The 17,194-nt window shown below is 52.8% G+C and carries 21 protein-coding genes; 10 read left to right on the plus strand and 11 right to left on the minus strand.

Annotation, left to right across the window (positions count from 1 at the left end; all coding sequences use genetic code 11):
- Positions 1-56: 56 nt before the first annotated feature.
- The 7 genes from A0127_RS08465 (at position 57) to rpl18a (ending at position 3,588) form a co-directional block, all read left to right on the plus strand.
- Positions 57-1,010 carry an SPFH domain-containing protein gene (locus A0127_RS08465; protein ID WP_062390324.1) on the plus strand — a complete coding sequence of 318 codons (954 nt, stop codon included), beginning with the start codon at positions 57-59 and terminating at the stop codon, positions 1,008-1,010.
- A gap of 6 nt (positions 1,011-1,016) precedes the next feature.
- Positions 1,017-1,436, plus strand: coding sequence for an NfeD family protein (locus A0127_RS08470; RefSeq protein ID WP_062390327.1), 420 nt, complete (start codon positions 1,017-1,019; stop codon positions 1,434-1,436).
- A 47-nt stretch (positions 1,437-1,483) separates the two neighbouring features.
- The gene (locus tag A0127_RS08475; protein WP_054841406.1) at positions 1,484-2,068 is read left to right on the plus strand and encodes a thymidine kinase; all 585 of its coding nucleotides are present in this window, start codon (positions 1,484-1,486) and stop codon (positions 2,066-2,068) included.
- 78 nt (positions 2,069-2,146) lie between these two features.
- Entirely contained in the window at positions 2,147-2,302 is a 156-nt protein-coding gene (locus A0127_RS08480; protein WP_011250270.1) for a 50S ribosomal protein L39e, read from the plus strand.
- A gap of 10 nt (positions 2,303-2,312) precedes the next feature.
- Positions 2,313-2,585, plus strand: a complete 273-nt coding sequence (locus A0127_RS08485; RefSeq protein ID WP_011250271.1) for a 50S ribosomal protein L31e — start codon at positions 2,313-2,315, stop codon at positions 2,583-2,585.
- Positions 2,586-2,612: 27 nt separating this feature from the next.
- Positions 2,613-3,302 carry a translation initiation factor IF-6 gene (locus A0127_RS08490; protein ID WP_062390329.1) on the plus strand — a complete coding sequence of 230 codons (690 nt, stop codon included), beginning with the start codon at positions 2,613-2,615 and terminating at the stop codon, positions 3,300-3,302.
- A gap of 52 nt (positions 3,303-3,354) precedes the next feature.
- On the plus strand, positions 3,355-3,588 hold the full coding sequence (gene rpl18a / locus A0127_RS08495) for a 50S ribosomal protein L18Ae (RefSeq protein ID WP_054841405.1): 234 nt from the start codon (positions 3,355-3,357) through the stop codon (positions 3,586-3,588).
- On the opposite strand, the gene A0127_RS08500 is transcribed toward rpl18a, so the two are convergent.
- Positions 3,572-4,189 carry a DUF7411 family protein gene (locus A0127_RS08500; protein ID WP_062390331.1) on the minus strand — a complete coding sequence of 206 codons (618 nt, stop codon included), beginning with the start codon at positions 4,187-4,189 and terminating at the stop codon, positions 3,572-3,574. The two genes, rpl18a and A0127_RS08500, sit on opposite strands and share 17 nt — an antisense overlap.
- Positions 4,190-4,297: 108 nt before the next feature.
- Here A0127_RS08500 and A0127_RS08505 point away from each other — a divergent pair, with 108 nt between their 5' ends.
- Entirely contained in the window at positions 4,298-5,500 is a 1,203-nt protein-coding gene (locus A0127_RS08505; protein WP_062390333.1) for a molybdenum cofactor synthesis domain-containing protein, read from the plus strand.
- 85 nt (positions 5,501-5,585) lie between these two features.
- Positions 5,586-6,608 carry a flap endonuclease-1 gene (fen, locus tag A0127_RS08510; protein WP_062390335.1) on the plus strand — a complete coding sequence of 341 codons (1,023 nt, stop codon included), beginning with the start codon at positions 5,586-5,588 and terminating at the stop codon, positions 6,606-6,608.
- On the opposite strand, the gene A0127_RS08515 is transcribed toward fen, so the two are convergent.
- The 3 genes from A0127_RS08515 to A0127_RS08525 are packed head-to-tail and all read right to left on the minus strand — an operon-like array spanning position 6,609 to position 8,176.
- Entirely contained in the window at positions 6,609-7,511 is a 903-nt protein-coding gene (locus A0127_RS08515; protein ID WP_062390337.1) for a transcription initiation factor IIB, read from the minus strand.
- Positions 7,512-7,826 (minus strand): hypothetical protein, encoded by a 315-nt coding sequence (locus A0127_RS08520; RefSeq protein ID WP_062390339.1) that lies wholly within the window; start codon positions 7,824-7,826, stop codon positions 7,512-7,514.
- Positions 7,827-7,837: 11 nt separating this feature from the next.
- On the minus strand, positions 7,838-8,176 hold the full coding sequence (locus A0127_RS08525; protein WP_011250229.1) for a DNA-binding protein: 339 nt from the start codon (positions 8,174-8,176) through the stop codon (positions 7,838-7,840).
- A 114-nt stretch (positions 8,177-8,290) separates the two neighbouring features.
- Here A0127_RS08525 and A0127_RS08530 point away from each other — a divergent pair, with 114 nt between their 5' ends.
- Complete coding sequence (locus tag A0127_RS08530; protein WP_062390342.1) at positions 8,291-9,931, plus strand: hypothetical protein; 1,641 nt, start codon at positions 8,291-8,293, stop codon at positions 9,929-9,931.
- A 51-nt stretch (positions 9,932-9,982) separates the two neighbouring features.
- Here the strand turns inward: A0127_RS08530 and A0127_RS08535 are convergent, their stop codons facing one another.
- The 7 genes from A0127_RS08535 to A0127_RS08565 all read right to left on the minus strand — a co-directional run bounded on the left by A0127_RS08535 (position 9,983) and on the right by A0127_RS08565 (position 17,157).
- A complete protein-coding gene (locus A0127_RS08535) occupies positions 9,983-10,435 on the minus strand; it encodes a 30S ribosomal protein S19e (protein WP_062390344.1) in 453 nt (150 codons plus the stop codon).
- 3 nt (positions 10,436-10,438) lie between these two features.
- Positions 10,439-10,849: a YhbY family RNA-binding protein gene (locus A0127_RS08540; protein WP_062390346.1), complete on the minus strand. Its 411-nt coding sequence runs from the start codon at positions 10,847-10,849 to the stop codon at positions 10,439-10,441.
- A gap of 78 nt (positions 10,850-10,927) precedes the next feature.
- The gene (locus A0127_RS08545; RefSeq protein WP_062390347.1) at positions 10,928-13,594 is read right to left on the minus strand and encodes a valine--tRNA ligase; all 2,667 of its coding nucleotides are present in this window, start codon (positions 13,592-13,594) and stop codon (positions 10,928-10,930) included.
- A gap of 198 nt (positions 13,595-13,792) precedes the next feature.
- Complete coding sequence (locus A0127_RS08550) at positions 13,793-14,542, minus strand: class I SAM-dependent methyltransferase (RefSeq protein WP_062390349.1); 750 nt, start codon at positions 14,540-14,542, stop codon at positions 13,793-13,795.
- Positions 14,543-14,576: 34 nt separating this feature from the next.
- A complete protein-coding gene (locus A0127_RS08555; RefSeq protein ID WP_062390351.1) occupies positions 14,577-15,554 on the minus strand; it encodes an aminotransferase class I/II-fold pyridoxal phosphate-dependent enzyme in 978 nt (325 codons plus the stop codon).
- Positions 15,539-16,423, minus strand: coding sequence for an adenosylcobinamide-phosphate synthase CbiB (gene cbiB / locus A0127_RS08560; protein ID WP_062390353.1), 885 nt, complete (start codon positions 16,421-16,423; stop codon positions 15,539-15,541). The genes A0127_RS08555 and cbiB overlap by 16 nt, the downstream gene beginning before the upstream one ends.
- Positions 16,411-17,157: a uracil-DNA glycosylase family protein gene (locus tag A0127_RS08565; protein WP_062390355.1), complete on the minus strand. Its 747-nt coding sequence runs from the start codon at positions 17,155-17,157 to the stop codon at positions 16,411-16,413. The genes cbiB and A0127_RS08565 overlap by 13 nt, the downstream gene beginning before the upstream one ends.
- Between the last annotated feature and the right edge of the window lie 37 nt (positions 17,158-17,194).

Genomic DNA, 17,194 nt, shown 5'->3' on the forward strand with positions numbered 1-17,194 from the left:
AGGCTTATAAGGAGTTCAACAAAAAGAGATTTGAAAAATTCTAGGAGGAAGTGGTAATGGCTGGCTTTGCTGCCTTTGTAATACTCGTCCTGGGCCTGTTTTTACTGCTGCTGCTGTTACTGGGCGTCAAGATAATCAGGCCCTATGAGAAAGGACTAGTGGAGAGGCTCGGAAAGTTCAACAGAATCCTCGACCCTGGCGTGCACTTCATAATCCCCTTCATGGAGAGAGTAAAGAAAGTTGACATGAGGGAGCACGTCATTGATGTTCCCCCACAGGAAGTCATCTGTAAGGACAACGTCGTCGTAACCGTTGATGCCGTCGTCTACTACCAGATAATGGACCCGGTAAAGGCCGTCTACAACGTGAGCAACTTCCTGATGGCCATCGTCAAGCTCGCTCAGACCAACCTGCGTGCCATAATCGGTGAGATGGAGCTTGATGAGACGCTCTCTGGAAGGGACATAATCAACGCCCGCCTCAGGGAAGAGCTCGACAAGATAACCGACCGCTGGGGCGTTAAGATAACCCGCGTCGAGATACAGAGGATAGACCCGCCGAAGGACATCCAGGAGGCAATGGCTAAGCAGATGACCGCGGAGAGGGAGAAGAGGGCCATGATCCTTCTGGCGGAAGGTAAGAAGGAGAGCGCCATAAGGGAGGCCGAGGGTCAGAAGCAGGCTGCCATTCTAAAGGCCGAAGGTGAAAAGCAGAGACAGATACTCATAGCGGAGGGTCAGGCCGAGGCAATCAGGAAGGTTCTCGAGGCCCTCAGGATGGCGGACGAGAAGTACCTCACGCTCCAGTACATCGAGAAGCTTCCCGACCTTGCCAAGTACGGTAACCTCATAGTCCCATACGACACAGAGGCCCTAATTGGCCTGCTGAGGATCCTTCAGAAGGTCAAGGACATGCCGCTTCCAAAGCCGCCCGAGAGCGAGAAGGAAGAGCTTCAGGGAAGTGGTGAGAACAACGAAGAGCTTGAAAAGCCCAAAGATATGATGGAGTGAGGGGCCATGGATCCCCTCCCGATTTTTCTCCTCATCCTTGGACTGCTAATAATCCTGCTCGACATGATGGTTACGGCCTTCATAACGCCTATAGGGGTTACCTTCGCTGTTCTTGGAATTCTCTTAGGCTTCGGCTGGAACTTCACGGAAAGCTTTGTCGTTGCGTTGATCTTCGGCGTCCTCGCCTATATCCTCGTCGGCAGGTACATCAGGAAAGATGTAGTTGACATCGGGGCAAAGGAGAAGAAGTACACTTTTGACCCTGTTGGAAAGCGGGGGAGAGTCCTGAAGGTAGCCGAGGATCACTACCTCGTTGAGCTTGAGGGGGACAACTGGATAGCGCTCAGTGATGATAGGCTTGAAGTCGGGGACACCGTAGAGGTTGTCAAGGTTGATGGGGTCAAGCTGATCGTGAAGAAAGTCTGAGCCCAAACCATTTTAACCCTTCCTTTTCACTTTCCTCGGCGAAACCGATGCACCCGGGCGGTTTTCTTGAGGTCATAACTGGCCCAATGTTCGCCGGAAAGACGACAGAGCTCATCAAGAGGGTCGAGAGGCAGATTTTCGCCAAGAGAAAGGCGGCGCTGTTCAAACCAGCCATAGACAACCGTTATTCCGAAAGGGAAGTCGTTGCCCACAACGGGCTCAGGTACGAGGCCTTCGTAGTGCCGACCACCGAGGAAGGAGTGGAGAGGATAAAGGAGATAACGCTCAATGAAGGCTACGAGGTCATTGGAATAGATGAGGTTCAGTTCTTCCCGATGTCAATTGTGGAGGCCTTAAACGAGCTCGCCGACAAGGGAATTTACGTCATAGCCAGCGGCCTCAACCTGGACTTCAAGGGCGATCCGTTCCCTGTGACCAAAGAACTTCTCGTGAGGGCGGACAACATCGTCTATCTGACGGCGGTCTGTACGGTCTGCGGAAAGCCCGCGACGAGGAGCCAGAGATTGATAGACGGGAAGCCCGCTCCAAAGAATTCGCCGGTTATCCTTGTTGGGGGAAGGGAAAGCTACGAGGCCCGGTGTCGGGAGCACCACATTGTGCCTGAGGAGTGATACTTCTGAGTGATGAATACAAAAAAGCTTAAAAACGGATTTCCAAAGCATGAACAGGCAAAAGGAGGGGGTGTAACTATGGCCAGGAACAAGCCGTTTGCGAAGAAGCTCAGGCTCGCCAAGGCTGCAAAGCAGAACAGACGCGTCCCTGTTTGGGTTATTGTGAAGACCAACAGGAAAGTTATCACTCACCCGAAGAGGAGACACTGGAGGAGGACAAAGCTTAAGGAGTGAGGTGATGTAAATGCCGATCAAGCCCGGTGAAGAGGTCATATTCGTCGTCCCGATAAACAAGATCAAGAAGAGGGTTCCCCGCTGGAAGAGGGCACCCAGGGCTGCCCGCTTCGTCCGCGAGTGGATAGCCAGGCACGCCAAGGCTGACGAGGTCATAATCGGCACCGACGTCAACGAGAAGATCTGGGAGCGCGGCGCTGAGAAGCCGCCAGGAAAGCTCCGCGTCAAGGTCGTCGTCGAGGAGAGCGAGGGGAAGAGGATAGCAAGGGTCTCCCTCGCCTGATTTTAACCACTTTTTAGAGGTGACGAGATGCACATAGAGAGACTCGATTTTGAGAACTCCCCATATCTCGGCGTTTACGGGCGCGCAACTGACAGGGTTCTTCTCCTGAGAGAGGGACTGGGTGAGAAGAAGCTGGAAGTCCTGAGAGAAGTTCTCAAAGTCCCAATCATCGAGACCAGCATCATGAAGTCGAGGATAGTTGGAATATTCGCCGCCGGCAACTCCAACGCAATCATCGTCCCTTGGTACATCTGGGACGCTGAGCTTGAGAGAATCAAAACTGCTCTCAACGAGTTCGGTATTGACATGGACGTTGTCCCCTTTAAGAGCAGGCTCACAGCCCTTGGCAACCTTGTCCTGACCAACGATAAGGCCGCCCTCGTCAGCAAGGAGTTCACGAGGGAGGAGGCAAACGCGATAGGCGAGATACTGGGCGTTGATGAGGTCGAGAGGGGAATGATAGCCAGCTACCACTCGGTCGGCAGCGTTGGCGTCGTCACGAACAAGGGCGGGCTTGTTCATCCCGAGGCAACTGACGAGGAGCTTGAGTGGCTGAGCGACCTCTTCGGCGTTGATATCTACGTCGGTACAGCCAACATGGGCGTTCCATTCGTTGGCTCTTGCATGCTGGCCAACTCGTATGGTGTCGTTGTCGGGCACCTAACGACTGGTCCTGAGATAGTGAAGATCGAGGAAGCCCTCGGCTTCCTTGGTTGAAGCAAAGCTTAAAAAATGGCCTGAGTAGTGGCGGAGGAAGGAGGTGTGAAAAATGGAGGTCAAGGTTTTCCGCGTCAAGGGTACCTTTGAGAGGCTCGGAAAGAAGCAGCCCTTCACCAAAGAGTACAGGGCCCTCAAGGAGGAGCACGTAAGGGAGCTCGTTTACTCTGACCTCGGGAGCAAGCACAGGGTTCCGAGAACAAAGATATGGATTGAGAGCATCGAGGAGATAAAGCCTGAGGAGGCCGAAGACCCAGTCGTCAGAAGGCTCAGCCTCGAGCTTTGACCTTTTCTTCCTTCCATCCAAGGACCCTTGATTGGTAATGTTTTCTTGGAAATATTGACAGTGGGTCGATTCCCCTCTCCCTCAAGAGGTGCCTAAGCTCAACTTCGTAGTCGCTCTTCTCAAGCTCCTCGCTCTCCCTTATCTCGACCTCAAAGAGCCGTCCAACGAGCTCGTTTATCGTCCTGTAGCCTAGACCGAGGAGCGGCCTTATATATGCCACCCCGAACCTGTCCTCAAGTGAACGCGCCTTTGACAGGTCAAGGTATGGGACTCTATCGTCTCTTCTCGTCCCGTCGCTTACCCTCTCAACGTCAGGTTTCGAGGCCAGGGCCTCAAGAGCCTTTTCGTGGATGAACTGAATCGCCCTTCCAGGTCTTCCGTCTTCAACTGCCATTTCGGCGGCCCTCTCAAGGAGTTCCCGAGGGAGCTTGAGAATTTCATGCTTGAAACCGAGCCTTCTGGCTGTTTCCTCTGCGTACTTCCAGTTATCGAGCATCCCGAAGGTCACCGTAACCAGCTTGACCTCGTACCCTATTCTCGTCAGTATCCACGCCGCCAAGCTGGAGTCCTTGCCACCGGAATATAGGTGGTATACCCTCATCGTCTCACCCCTCTTCGGTTATGCCGTCGTTTTTTAGTGGTTCTGTTAAGCCATTCCGTTTACGCAATCGATTTATAGGCTATGGGACCATTAACTTCGGTGGTAGAAATGGCGTTCCTTAAGGTGGTTCCGCTGGAAAAGGCGATAAAAGTCATCGAGTCCTTCAACTTTGAACCGAAGGTTGAGAGGGTTCCGCTTGGGGATGCACTCGGCAGGGTTCTCGCTGAGGATGTTGTATCCCCAATAGACGTTCCCCCCTTTGACAGGGCCACCGTGGACGGCTACGCAGTACGGGCCCAAGACACGTTTATGGCGAGCGAGAGCCAACCAGTGAAGCTGAAGATTGTGGGCGAGATAAACGCAGGAGATACTCCCTCAGTTCAGCCGAAGGAGGGTGAGGCCGTCTATATCTCCACTGGTGCACCCCTCCCTGAGAGCGCCGATGCGGTCATTCAGTTCGAGGACGTTGAGAGGGAGGGGGACACTGTCATCATCTACAAGCCTGCTTATCCTGGCCTCGGGGTGATGAAGGCTGGAACTGACATTCCGAAGGGCAAGCTCCTCTTGAAGAGGGGCACGAGACTGGGCTTCAAGGAGACAGCCCTTCTTTCAGCTGTGGGTCTCTCTGAAGTGCCAGTGTTTAGAAAGCCCAGGGTGGCAGTGATAAGCACAGGGAACGAGATAGTCCTCCCTGGGGAAGAACTCAGGCCGGGCAAAATTTACGACATCAACGGAAGGGCTATAACCGACGCCGTCAGGGAGCTCGGAGGGGAAGGAGTCTTCCTCGGCATAGCGAGGGACGACCGAGATAGCCTGAAGAACCTGATACTCAAAGGACTTGAGTGCTGTGATATCGTCCTCCTCAGCGGTGGTGCTAGTGGAGGAATAAGGGACCTGACGAGCTCAATAATTGAGGAGCTTGGCAGAGTTTACATCCATGGGATAGCAATACAGCCTGGGAAGCCAACGATAATCGGGGAGATAAACGGCAAGCCAATCTTTGGACTTCCGGGCTACCCTACGAGCTGTCTGACAAACTTCACGCTCCTTGTGGCACCGCTCCTGAGGAAGCTGATTGGGAGGGAAGCTGAGATCAGGAAGGTCAAGAAGAGGCTCGCCCACAAGGTTTTCTCTGTCAAAGGTAGAAGGCAGTTCCTTCCTGTCAGGATCGAGGGAGAGAAGGCAGTTCCCATTTTAAAGGGCAGTGGTGCAGTGACCAGCTTTGTAGATGCTGACGGTTTCATAGAAGTCCCGGAGACAGTTGAAATACTTGAGGCTGGAGAAGAGGTTGAAGTCACGCTGTTTGGGTGACTCTTCAAACTTTGAAGTAGTGTACAGCTGGCAGGCTGAGGCAAAGCCTAAATACTCCTTTTTCCTATCCTCTCTGGTGGTGAGAATGGGAGTCCAGATCGGTGAGCTGATACCGCGGAAGGAGATAGAGCTGGAAAACCTCTACGGCAAGAAGGTTGCCATAGACGCTTTCAACGCCATGTACCAGTTCCTCTCAACGATAAGGCAGCGCGATGGGACTCCACTAATGGATTCACAGGGGAGGATAACTTCTCATCTCAGCGGCTTTTTCTACAGAACCATCAACCTGATGGAAGCCGGTATAAAGCCGGCCTACGTCTTCGATGGCGAACCTCCGGAGTTCAAGAAGAAGGAGCTTGAGAAGAGGCGTGAGGCTAGAGAAGAAGCCGAGGAAAAGTGGTATGAAGCCCTTGAAAAAGGTGACCTTGAGGAGGCCAAGAAGTATGCGATGCGTGCCACGAGGGTGAACGAGCAGCTGATAAACGACGCCAAAAAGCTCCTTGAGCTTATGGGCATTCCAGTTGTCCAAGCTCCGAGCGAGGGAGAGGCTCAAGCGGCTCACATGGCCGCCAAGAAAGCTGTCTATGCCTCAGCAAGCCAGGACTATGACTCCCTTCTCTTCGGTGCGCCGAGGCTCGTGAGAAACCTCACGATAACCGGAAGGAGGAAGCTCCCCGGGAAGAACGTCTATGTTGAGGTCAAGCCGGAGCTGGTTGTCCTTGAGGAAGTTCTCAAGGAACTCGGCATAGACAGGGAGAAGCTTATCGAGCTGGCAATCCTTGTTGGAACGGACTACAACCCTGGTGGAATCAAAGGCATAGGTCCAAAGAAAGCCCTCACGATCGTTAAGAGAACCAAAGACCCCCTTAAGAAGTACCAGAAGGAGAGCGACGTTGACCTCTACGCCATAAAGGAGTTCTTCTTAAATCCCCCCGTTACGGACGACTACGAGCTTAAGTGGCGCGAGCCAGACGAGGAAGGCATCCTCAAGTTCCTCTGCGATGAGCACGACTTCAGTGAGGAGAGGGTCAAAAACGGCCTTGAAAGGCTCAAGAAAGCGGTAAAAGCTGGAAAACAGAGAACCCTGGAGAGCTGGTTTGGACGTTGATCACGCTATTGGAACCTTGAGCTTCAGCTTTTCCACCAGCTCTTTATACCTGTTCCTCACGGTAACCTCAGTGACTCTGGCAACTTCCGCTACCTCTCTTTGGGTTCTCTTCTCGCCCTCGATCAGGCTCGCGATATAAAGCGCGGCCGCTACCAGACCAGCTGGACTCTTCCCGCTCGTGAGACCCCTCTGATAGGCCTCTTCGAGGATCTCTATGGCCCGTCTCCTGACCTTTTCGCTGAGGCCGAGCTCATCAGCGAACTTGTTCACGTAATCCGTAGGCTTGACGAAGAGTTTCTTTGGAGTGAGGTTGAGGTGCCTCGCTATGAAGCGGAAGCTCCTTCCTATCTCTTTCTTGTCAACGCGGGAAACATCGGCAATCTCATCAAGGGTCCTTGGAACTTTCAGAAGCCTGCAGGCGGCGTAAACACAGGCGGCTATGACGGCCTCTATTGAGCGGCCTCTAATGAGGCCCTTCCTAACGGCCTCACGGTAGAGCCTCGCCGCCTCTTCCTCAACGTGCTTTGGAAGGCTGAGGTTGCTCGCGAGCCTGTCAAGTTCGCTCAGGGCAAAGGCAAGATTTCTCTCTGCTGCATCGCTTACCCTGAGGCGGGACTGCCACTTCCTCAGCCTGTACATCTTCTCGCGCATCAAGCCAGTTAGCGACCTGTCTATTCCAATGTCAGTGGAAAGTCCCTTGTCGTGGAGAAGTATGCTCTCGGGAGCACCGACGCGCGCCCTCTTCTCTCTCTGGCCCGGATCAAAGGCCCTCCACTCAGGGCCCTCATCGACCACGTTCTCCTCGATGACGTAACCGCAAACCTTACAGACTATTTCACCCCTGCTGGGGTCATATATGAACTCCGTTGAGCCACACACGGGACAGACTCTCTTCCCGCTCACTCAAACACCCCCGACCGGCGGGCTGTTGGGCAAACCCCTTATAACCTTAACCTTTGGAAAGACGTACCTAACCAACCAGAGGATATCCTCCTTCTTGAAGGTTATCCTCTCAAGAACGCGAACATCGTCGTCTTCCTCAACTACGTTGGCGTAAATCCACAGGAAGACAGGATCACCATCACTGCCGACGTGCTTGTTCTTGTAGAGTATATCTGCAGTCCCATCGTCATTCTCCTTTATTGAGACGACCTTCCAGGTGTCCAGACTCACCTCTCCCTTTTCGTCGAGGATTTTGATGATCATGGAAGCTTCCATATGCGATCCCTTTACCACTTGATCTTGAAGTCTCTCCTCGTTCTGGCGTCTATCTCGGCCAGAATCCTCTTCAGCTTTGCGTCGTCTATCCTCTCCCTTATCTGCCCAGCCTGATAGAGCTGGACTAAGAGCAGCTCAACCTGTCTCGCCAGTTCCGGTTTGACGAGTTTGACCCGTCCAAGCCTCTCTCTTGCTTCAGGTGTGAGGATTTTTCTCATAATAGCCTCAAGCTGGGCTTCCAGCTCCATCTCCCTCTTAAGGGCTTCTTCCTGGGCCTTCTGCTGTTCAAGGTACTTCTTCTGGAGCTCCATGAGCTTGCGCTTCCTGATCTCCTCTATGTCCTCCGCCATGCTCTCACCTCCAGGTTAAAATTGGAAGTCCCGTTAAAAAGGTATTGGGACGAAAAGCTTAAAGGGAAAATAACAACTTAGGAATGTAATAGAACTCTTGATATGGTGATTAAAATGAATCACTATGGAAAATTGCTTACCCTCATATTTGTTTTGATTGTGCTCTCATCATCCTACGTGAGTGCCTACAGCACAGCCTGGTGTGAAAGCTGTCACCAGTTGCTCGTTGAGAACGACGGGCTTTTTGTGTACAATGGGAGCGAATTCCAGGATCTAACATGGAAGCTTGAAGCGGAGGGCCTCAAGGGCGAAGAACTTTTGGATTTTATAGGAACCTTAAGAGTTGCAAACGCCGGAAACTTGACTCTCGTCTATGCGTATCCTTACGACGGGCTCTACATGGGGGTGTACAACGGAAGCGCTCCCATAGTTTTGAAACCTGTCCTTGCCTGGTACGTGGACTACGCGCGCGATTTCCTGTTCTACGACGGAAGCATATTCCTCGTGGCCAGCACTGGATCCTCCCCTCACTCAGCCAGCGACAGCGTTTTCAGGCTCGATCCAAAAACACTTAACGTTACCGGGGAGTGGGATTTGGCCTGGGCCGCGAGAGATATAATCGCCCCTGAAAATGCTGGCAACATCCCCTACGCGTGGGTTTACCTCGGACTGGACAATAAAAACCGCCTGTGGGCCCGCGTTGATATGATCCTGCCGAACACTACAGTCTATTACCTCTACCACAACGGAGACCTCGAGCTTAAAAACGAGACTCCAGTGGGATTTCACATTCCCGAAGTTAAAGCGCCCTTCAATATTGCTGTTGAGGATGGAATCAGGTACGAGCTGCCATCTTTCCTTCCAGAATACACTCTCACTAGGTATTTCCTGGTCACAAACGGCACGAAGAGAGATATCACAAAGGAAGTTCTAAAGTTGGCGTACTCGTCGAGACCGCTGAAGTCCCTCTACGGTTTCTGGTCGTGGGAGAAAAACGAGTGGGTGGTCTCGTTTAGGTTGTACAACCTTCCAGTTGTGTATAGGGTTAGTGGAAAGTGCAGAGAAGCCCTCTATATAGATGGCCTCCCCATCGCTGAGTACAAAGGTTCCTACGTCATCCTGGGAAACGGAACCCTCTCCTGGAGAAACTACACCGTCGAAACTCCAAGGAAAACCTACTACTGGCTGGACTACCAGGAAGATGAAAACGAACATTCCTCCGTTTGGGTTCAAGTTTACAGAAAGAATGATCATCCCCTTGTTGCCTTCCTGTGGGAGATACGACAGAACGGGACCACTACCGAGGGCTTCACTGCCTACGAGCTGACCGATGAGGGCTTCAAAATCTTCAACACGACGGATGAGAGGGATCTGGGAAAGAACCTGATCCCCCCTAGATATATTCCCGTGAATGGCGAATACATCCTGAATAACGAAACTGGAACCCTTCAAATTGATCACGAGAATAATACTGCACTCATCATAAACAACAGCAGAAGGATACCCATTAGCTACGCCCTTGCGGATAAAACCGAAGCCGTTGTCGTAGGTAACAACACGTTTCTCCTTATCACCTGGAGAGATGCCTACATCGTCCCACCGTATTATGAACCCCTTAGCGTGCTCGGCCTCCCGCTTTGCTCAGATCTAAACACGGGAATGAGAGAGAACGCCCCTAGAATAGCGGTTCTCACGGTGGTGGCCGTGATTCTGGTCGGCATACTCCTCTGGAGGTTGAGAACTAGGGGGGCATGAAGCTATCCAAATTTAGTATTTGGACTCTCAAAAAACATATGAGAAGAGAGCTCAGTACTTCTTGAGCTCGGGGATCTGCTCCTCAAGCTCCTTCTTGAGCTCGGTGGCTATCTTGTCGAGGAAGCTCTGGCCCTTTGGAGTAACGATCCTTCCCTCGCCCGGAACCTTCTGGACGAACCCAGCGGCCTCAAGCTGCTGGAGGGCCTTCCTGATGATGCTTCCTCCGGCCTTGTAGAAGTGTTCCGGAGCGTGACCGCGGTTCTTCCTTCCGCCGTACCAGGTTCTGAGCCTCTCTATTCCAACGGGTCCGTCCACGTAGACCTTCCTGAAGACGCTGGCAACGCGGTAGTACCACCAGTCCTCCTGCTCGGGAAGCCTCTCCTTGTGCCTCCCGGTCTTGACGAACGGGGCCCACTCTGGTGGCTTTATCTCGGGAACCTCCTTCAGAGCCTTGGCAACCCTCTCGACGAGCAGGTCACCGGGAACGTCATAGACAGTCGCCATCTTTCAATCCCTCCCCTTCTTAAACTTCTTCCTGAAGTTAGCGATATCGAGCCTGACTTTCTGGACGGGTTTCTCCTCCCGCCTCTGGGCGGACGCCTTTCTTTCAAGGCGCCTTAAATACCTTTCCCAGCCTTCCCTCGGTTTGAACAATATAAACCTTTTGCCCCTGATGTCTATAAGCTCGCTGTCGGTGAGCTCCGCGACCCTCTCTGCTAGGGCCTTTCTGTCCATTCCGGTTGAGATGAGCGCGCCCTTCCTTATCTCGACCTTCAGGATTCCGTCCTTCTCAAGCTGGGTGTTTATCTCTTCGATAACACTCTCGGCTAATCCTCTCTTTCCAATCCACGCTCGCGGCTCTATGTCGTAGTATCTCGCGCGAATAGCTCTTCTCACGCTGCCGGGTAGTCTCTTCATAGTCTCTCACCTTCCACCCTCTTTGAAAATGGCTTTAAAAAGTTGACCCAAAGAACAGGAAATGTAAAGAAGGCAAGCTCAGAAGAACAGAACGACGGCGTCCCCGACGACCGCCGTCTCGACCTCTTCTCCCTCGCTGAAGACGGCCTTCCTGAGCACGATATCGTCCTTGCTCAGCTCGACCTTCTGACCGTCGACCCCGAACTCGACCTTTCCGCTCTCCTTGAGGGCCTTTGCCACCTCCTCCGCGTTCTCCTTGAGGTAGGCGATGATCTTTGGCACGAGCTTGCCATACTTCGGCCCAACGCTCTTGAAGTTTGGCTTTATCTCGATGATCCTCTCTTCAAGCTCGGGCTCGCCCTTGATTATCTCAAGCTTCTCGATGTTCATAGTTCCAGCTATGTCCTTCTCGATCGTCTTGAGCTTCTCATAGGAATCGGTGGCGTAGATAGCGACGTGCTTGAGCTTGGCGTTGAGCGAGAGGCCGTGGCTGTTCTTGTAGCGTCTCATGGCACCTATTATCTCGCGAGCGAGCTCTCCGAGCTTTTCAGCCTCCTCATCTATCCTGGCCTCGTCGTACTTCGGCCACTCGAGAAGGTGGACGCTCTTCACTCCAATCCTATCGCGGAAGAGGTTCTGGTAGAGCTCCTCGGTAATGTGAGGCACGAACGGAGCCAGTAGAAGCATCACGTTGTAAAGCAGTTCGTAGAGGGCCGCCTTGGCCTTCAGCTTGCTCTCCTCGTCGTCGCCGTAGAGCCGGTACTTGATCATCTCGATGTAGTCATCGGCCACTTCATGCCAGACGAAGGTTATCAGCTCTCTTGTAAGCAGGTTGAAGCGGTACTTCTCCATCTCCTCCGTCGCGAACTTGATGAGCCTGTGAAGTCTGCTGAGTATCCAGCGGTCGAGCGGCTCAAGCTCCTCCGGGGCGTTTGAAGGATCAAAGCCCTCAAGGTGCCTCTCGGCGAAGCGGTAGATGTTCCAGACCTTCTGGAGGAAGCGGTAGTTGTAGTCGACTGTCTCCCACTTGAACGGATGGTCCTCTCCTGGCGGCGCTAAAGCCGTCCAGAGCCTGAGGGCATCGGCGCCGTACTTCGGAATGACCTCGTCCGGAGCAACAACGTTACCATAGCTCTTGCTCATCTTCCTTCCGTCAGGTCCAGCGACCATACCGTTGATGAGGATGTCGTGCCAGGGTTTCTGGCCGGTAAGAACCCACGTCCTGAATATTGTGTAGAATGCCCACGTTCTTATGATGTCGGTCCCCTGCGGCCTTAGAGCGGTGGGGAAGTTGTGCTCGAACCACTTCTTGGCCTTTTCGTCGCCCTTGATGGCCTCGTGCCATTTCGTGATTATGAGCGGAGTTATACTTGAATCGACCCAGCAGTCGAGGACGTCAGTTACTGGCTTTGGCTCGCTCCCGTCGGAACACTTCCTCGGGGGCTTGTCGAAGCGCGGATCAACGGGTAAGTCTTCCTCGTTCGGCAGGATTATCTCGCCGTTATCGCAGACCCAGAAGGGTATCGGCGTTCCAAAGACTCTCTGCCTGCTGATGACCCAGTCCCAGTCCATCGACTCCGCCCAGTCCTTCAGGCGGAGGAACATGTCGCTCGGATACCAGTTGATCCCCTCGGCAACTTTAACTATTTCATCCGTGAAGTCCTTAACCTTGATGAACCACTGCTTCTTCGGCAGGAGCTCGATGGGGGCCATACAGGAGCTCCTCTCGGTGTGGCGGAGAACCCTGTGCTTTATCTTCTCCTTCTTGTAGAGGAGGCCCATCTTTTCAAGGTCTTCGGCTATCTTCTTTCTGGCTTCCTCTGTCTTGAGGCCGGCGTAGGGCCCGGCGTTCTCGTTCATGGTTCCGTCCTCGTTGATGGCAATGATAACCGGAAGGTTGTAGCGCTTCTGCCAGACTACGTCCTGCTCGTCGCCGTAGGTACAGTTGTAGACCGCTCCCGTTCCAAAGCTCGGGTCAACGTCCTCGTCGGCCAGAACGGGAACTTCCCTCTCGAATATCGGGAGCTTAACCTTCTTGCCGACAACGTCCTTGTAGCGTTCATCATCTGGGTGAACGAAGACGGCAACACAAGCGGGCATGAGCTCAGGTCTGGTGGTGGCTATTGGAACGTAGCCGGAGCCGTCCGCCAGTGGAAGCTTGATATAGTAGAGGAAGCCCTCCTCTTCAACGTAGCCAACTTCAGCCTTAGCTAAGCTCGTCCTACATCTCGGGCACCAGTAAACCGGATGCTCCGCCTGGTAGAGCAACCCCTTCTTGTAGAACTCGATGAGGGACTTCTGGACAGCTGCCTTATACCAGTCGTCCATAGTGTGATATTCGAGATCCCAGTCGGCGGAATAGCCTATCCTTATGAACTGGTTCCTCATAGCTTCGATGGCCTGCCAGGTCCACTCGATGCACTTCTTAAGGAAGAGCTCGGGCTGGTCCTTGCTTATTCCGAACTCCTTCTCGACTTTCAGCTCGGTCGGGAGTCCGTGGTTGTCGAATCCCTGGGGAAAGAGCACGTTGTAGCCGGTCATCCTCTTATACCTAGCTATAATGTCGATCCAGGTGTGGCTGAGAACGTGGCCGAGATGGAGTGTCCCGCTCGTGAACGGTGGGGGTGTATCAATCGCGTAGCTCGGCCTCTTTTCGTCCAGTTCGTACTTATATATCTTCTCATCGAGCCAGAACTTCTGCCACTTGGGCTCAATCTCGTTGGGGTCGTAGTTTTTGGGGAGCATGGGCATCACCTTTTGGGTTTTCTAAAGATGGGATAACCTCAGAAGGGCCTTTTAAAAACCTTAGCCGCGGTGGTGCCGGAACCTGAACTAACCCAGAAGGGTGGAATGCCTGAAATTCATGGGTTGAAATCGGTGTTACGGTGGACGATAGGCACCACCGGGGTATGAAAATGGACAGGAGGTTTAAAAAAGTTTGGGTCACTTCACGGCCACCAGCCAGTACCTCCTATCATTGGGGGCGAGGCTCCTCCTCAGGTTCCCGTAGATTTTGACCTCATGGAAGTGCCGCGTTGCCAGAAGTCTCATCTCTCTCGGCGTGTAGATATTGAGTTCGTCATCAACGAAAAACGCTTTTGTCTCTCCGTTCGGCCTGATTATTTGCACGAGCCTCTTAAAGCGGAGCTTTTGAAATGCCGGCTCAACCTCCCGCCAGTCGGTTATCACGAGCCTTTCATCTCCTCTCCTTTCGTCCCACACTATCGGGCCATCGTTCCCGCCGTAGAACCAGCATGGGAAGTCAGCTATGAAGATCCCTCCTGGCTTCAGCGCCTGCCTTACAGAATTAAATAATTCCTGAATTGCAGAATCATCGAAATACATGATTGAGGAGAAGAACATCGTAACAGCGTCGAACTCCTCATCAAAGCTTATATCGAGGGCATTGCCCTGAATGAACTTGACGTTCAGCCCTTGAGCCTCCGCCTTCCGCCTCGCAACCCTCAGCATCTCTTCATGCAGGTCAAGACCAATGACTTCGTAGCCCCTCCGGGCCAGCTCAAGGGTAGGAATGCCTGTGCCACAGGCGAGGTCGAGAACCCGTTTAATTTCCCTCTCCGCGTCCTCTCTAAAGATCTCCTCCACGAAGTCTATCTCCTCCTTAACCCTCTCGACCCTCCTCTGGTAGATCGCGTCGTAGTACTCGGCGAGGATGGTGTAGAGCTCGTGCACATAGACCACCAAAATATGAATGGTAGTTCTGACGTTAAAGTGTTTTGTTTTCAATCTCCTGGAATGCTCTAATTAGCACCTCGTTCTCCTCCGGCTTCCTGACCGAGAACCTAATGTATTCTGGAAGGCCGAAGCTTGTGCAGTCCCTCACGAGTATTCCCCTCTTCTTCAGCTCCTCAACAGTCTTTTTGGCATTTTCCACGTGTTTTATGAAGAAGTTCGCATCGCTCTTGACCCCAAGGGCTTTTTCGATCCGTTTCTTTTCCCGCCAGATTAATGGCATTGTCTTCCTCAGGTGTTGGAACATGTCATCCATCAAGAACTCAAGGAATGCTACTCCAGTCGAGCCTATTGCCCACGGCATCCTGACGCTCCTGAAAGCTTCGCTAAAGCCCAGAACATAGCCGATCCTTATCCCAGGCAGGCCGTAGCTCTTGGTGAACGTCCTTAGCTTCACAATGTTCTCCCCCTCCGGGCTTTCGGGCCTTTCAACGAAGTCAATGAAGGCCTCGTCAAGGACGAGTAAGGCGTTCTTGTCCTCTATGGCGTCCAGGAGGGGTCTTAGCCCTTTTTCCCTGTAGAACCTCCCGTCCGGGTTGTTGGGGTTGCAGAAGAAGACGACGGAACTTTCCTCAACGAGCTGGGAGAGTCCCTCTGGATCGTTCGGTCCCTTAATAACATCTGCCCCGAAGATTCTGGCGACCCTTTCGTACTCGCCGTAGGTGTGAGTTGGGATTATCACCTTCCTTCTCCTCAGCGCGAGGATTCCTAGGAGGTAAAGGGCCTCGGTTATTCCGGCCGTCACGGTAACGGACTCTCCTACCAGTTCTGACAGGCCGTCCTCAAGCTCTTCGTAGTAGGGATAGCGGTCGCTTATCTCCTTGGCCCTCTCGAACATCTCATTCAGCCACTTCGGAGGGTAGGGATTAAGGGAGGCCGAGAAGTCTATCAGGCCTTCTTCCTTTCTCCTTGCTCCACCGTGATATGCCGAGAACTTCACGGGCTCAAGCATGGACACACCCCCAACCCCAGCAGTATAGTAATTATTAACGTCCATTCTGCAACTACGGTCCAGTAAACTTTCAAAGCTTGTTTTATGTCCTCGTTTTTTGGCTCTCCACCTGGGAAGCTGTAAACACCAGGCTTTTCGAGCCAGACTCTAAGAACCGCACTCATCACAGCTATAGGCTTGTCGGAGTTTATCTTGAACCTTGCTAGCTTGTAGTACTCCAAAACTTTCTTTCTACCCAGCGGAAGGTAGAGGAGAACCGTTAGACGGGCCGGAATGAAGTTGAGAACGTCGTCGAGCCTCGCCGAAAACTTGCCAAAGAACTCGTAACGCTCGTTTCTATAGCCGAGCATCGCATCGAGAGTGTTCACGGCGCGATAAACAACCGCCCCGGGGAGTCCAAAGAGGAGAAAATAAAAGAGTGGAGCAATGACAGAATCGTTCAGGTTCTCCGCTAGGCTCTCTATCGCGGCGGAATTTAGATGGGCCTCGTCAAGGATTTTGGTGTCCCTGCTCACTATCATTGAGACTGCCCTTCTCTTCTCCTCGAGATCGTTAGTTACCGTCCTCGAAACATGCTCGTGGAGGCTCCTTATGGCAAAAGAGCTCTTGAGGAGGTAAACAGCAAGAAGATAGTTGAGAGGAAAATGCGTGTAAAACGGCAGTATTGAAAGCAGAAAAGCTAAGAAAATCACCGTTAGCGCTGTGATTAGGCCGGCTGTAAAATCAATGACTGGAGAGCGCCTTTCATATCTGGAGTCAAGAAAACCGGCCATCTTTCCGAACCAGACTACTGGGTGAACTACCGCAGGAGGCTCTCCGAGTGCCAAATCCCATGTGAAGGCCAGCAGGAAAAGGACTAAAGTGCCCATTCCCCAAATGCCCCCGTTATTACGCGGTATTCCTTGAGGATTTCCTCGTTTGGTTCCCTAACGCCCCTCCTCACGTACCACGCAGGATGGCGGATGTAAACCGCATCAAAGCCGAGCTCACCCAAGGCCCTCTCCGCAGTTCTACCAACAGCAAAGAGGGCTTTTGGTCTCAAAATCTCCAGCTCTTCAGCAAGAAACTCCAGCGCGCCCTCTGGGACACCTCTCAGCCTGTTCCCGGGCGGATTGCACTTGACGACGTTGGTTATGTAAACGAAGTCGGGGTTCACTCCAAGCGCGAACAGAACTTTCCTGAGGAGCATCCCTGAAGCGTCCCGGTAGAAGCATATCCCGGTCTTTCCGCAACCCCTTCTCCCGGGGGCTTCCCCCACGAGCACTACTCCCGAACCGGGCCAGCCGTTGGCAAGGGGCAGTCCTTTAAACTCCCTAACCTGGAGCTGATAGCGGTAGTTCTCTTCGCCGCAGAAATATGTGGGGTTTTCCAAAAGTTCCTGGTAGAGTTCCATGAGCCCTTTTCCCACGCTAATATCCTGTTTCTCGATCACAAGAAATCTCTCGGAGGGGTTGTAGATCGTCCTTGCGTAAACTCCGTAGGTTTTCTCGTCAAGCGATAGGAAGTCCCTCCAGTCCCGGATAAGCGGGGGAGCAGTCTTCAGATTCCTTGGGTTGAGATAAACCTCTCCAACCTTCCTGAGCCTTTTGAGTTCTAGGAGCATAATGGATAAAAACTCCATGGGGTTTATATGTTTGGTG

It is taken from the genome of Thermococcus peptonophilus (assembly GCF_001592435.1).
Classification (GTDB): domain Archaea; phylum Methanobacteriota_B; class Thermococci; order Thermococcales; family Thermococcaceae; genus Thermococcus; species Thermococcus peptonophilus.

Coding starts and splice junctions, on each gene's coding strand:
- A0127_RS08465 (WP_062390324.1), top strand. CDS start 57: ATGGCTGGCTTTGCTGCCTTTGTAATACTCGTCCTGGGCCTGTTTTTA.
- A0127_RS08470 (WP_062390327.1), top strand. CDS start 1,017: ATGGATCCCCTCCCGATTTTTCTCCTCATCCTTGGACTGCTAATAATC.
- A0127_RS08475 (WP_054841406.1), top strand. CDS start 1,484: ATGCACCCGGGCGGTTTTCTTGAGGTCATAACTGGCCCAATGTTCGCC.
- A0127_RS08480 (WP_011250270.1), top strand. CDS start 2,147: ATGGCCAGGAACAAGCCGTTTGCGAAGAAGCTCAGGCTCGCCAAGGCT.
- A0127_RS08485 (WP_011250271.1), top strand. CDS start 2,313: ATGCCGATCAAGCCCGGTGAAGAGGTCATATTCGTCGTCCCGATAAAC.
- A0127_RS08490 (WP_062390329.1), top strand. CDS start 2,613: ATGCACATAGAGAGACTCGATTTTGAGAACTCCCCATATCTCGGCGTT.
- rpl18a (WP_054841405.1), top strand. CDS start 3,355: ATGGAGGTCAAGGTTTTCCGCGTCAAGGGTACCTTTGAGAGGCTCGGA.
- A0127_RS08500 (WP_062390331.1), bottom strand. CDS start 4,189: ATGAGGGTATACCACCTATATTCCGGTGGCAAGGACTCCAGCTTGGCG.
- A0127_RS08505 (WP_062390333.1), top strand. CDS start 4,298: ATGGCGTTCCTTAAGGTGGTTCCGCTGGAAAAGGCGATAAAAGTCATC.
- fen (WP_062390335.1), top strand. CDS start 5,586: ATGGGAGTCCAGATCGGTGAGCTGATACCGCGGAAGGAGATAGAGCTG.
- A0127_RS08520 (WP_062390339.1), bottom strand. CDS start 7,826: ATGGAAGCTTCCATGATCATCAAAATCCTCGACGAAAAGGGAGAGGTG.
- A0127_RS08525 (WP_011250229.1), bottom strand. CDS start 8,176: ATGGCGGAGGACATAGAGGAGATCAGGAAGCGCAAGCTCATGGAGCTC.
- A0127_RS08530 (WP_062390342.1), top strand. CDS start 8,291: ATGAATCACTATGGAAAATTGCTTACCCTCATATTTGTTTTGATTGTG.
- A0127_RS08535 (WP_062390344.1), bottom strand. CDS start 10,435: ATGGCGACTGTCTATGACGTTCCCGGTGACCTGCTCGTCGAGAGGGTT.
- A0127_RS08540 (WP_062390346.1), bottom strand. CDS start 10,849: ATGAAGAGACTACCCGGCAGCGTGAGAAGAGCTATTCGCGCGAGATAC.
- A0127_RS08545 (WP_062390347.1), bottom strand. CDS start 13,594: ATGCTCCCCAAAAACTACGACCCCAACGAGATTGAGCCCAAGTGGCAG.
- A0127_RS08555 (WP_062390351.1), bottom strand. CDS start 15,554: ATGCTTGAGCCCGTGAAGTTCTCGGCATATCACGGTGGAGCAAGGAGA.
- cbiB (WP_062390353.1), bottom strand. CDS start 16,423: ATGGGCACTTTAGTCCTTTTCCTGCTGGCCTTCACATGGGATTTGGCA.
- A0127_RS08565 (WP_062390355.1), bottom strand. CDS start 17,157: ATGCTCCTAGAACTCAAAAGGCTCAGGAAGGTTGGAGAGGTTTATCTC.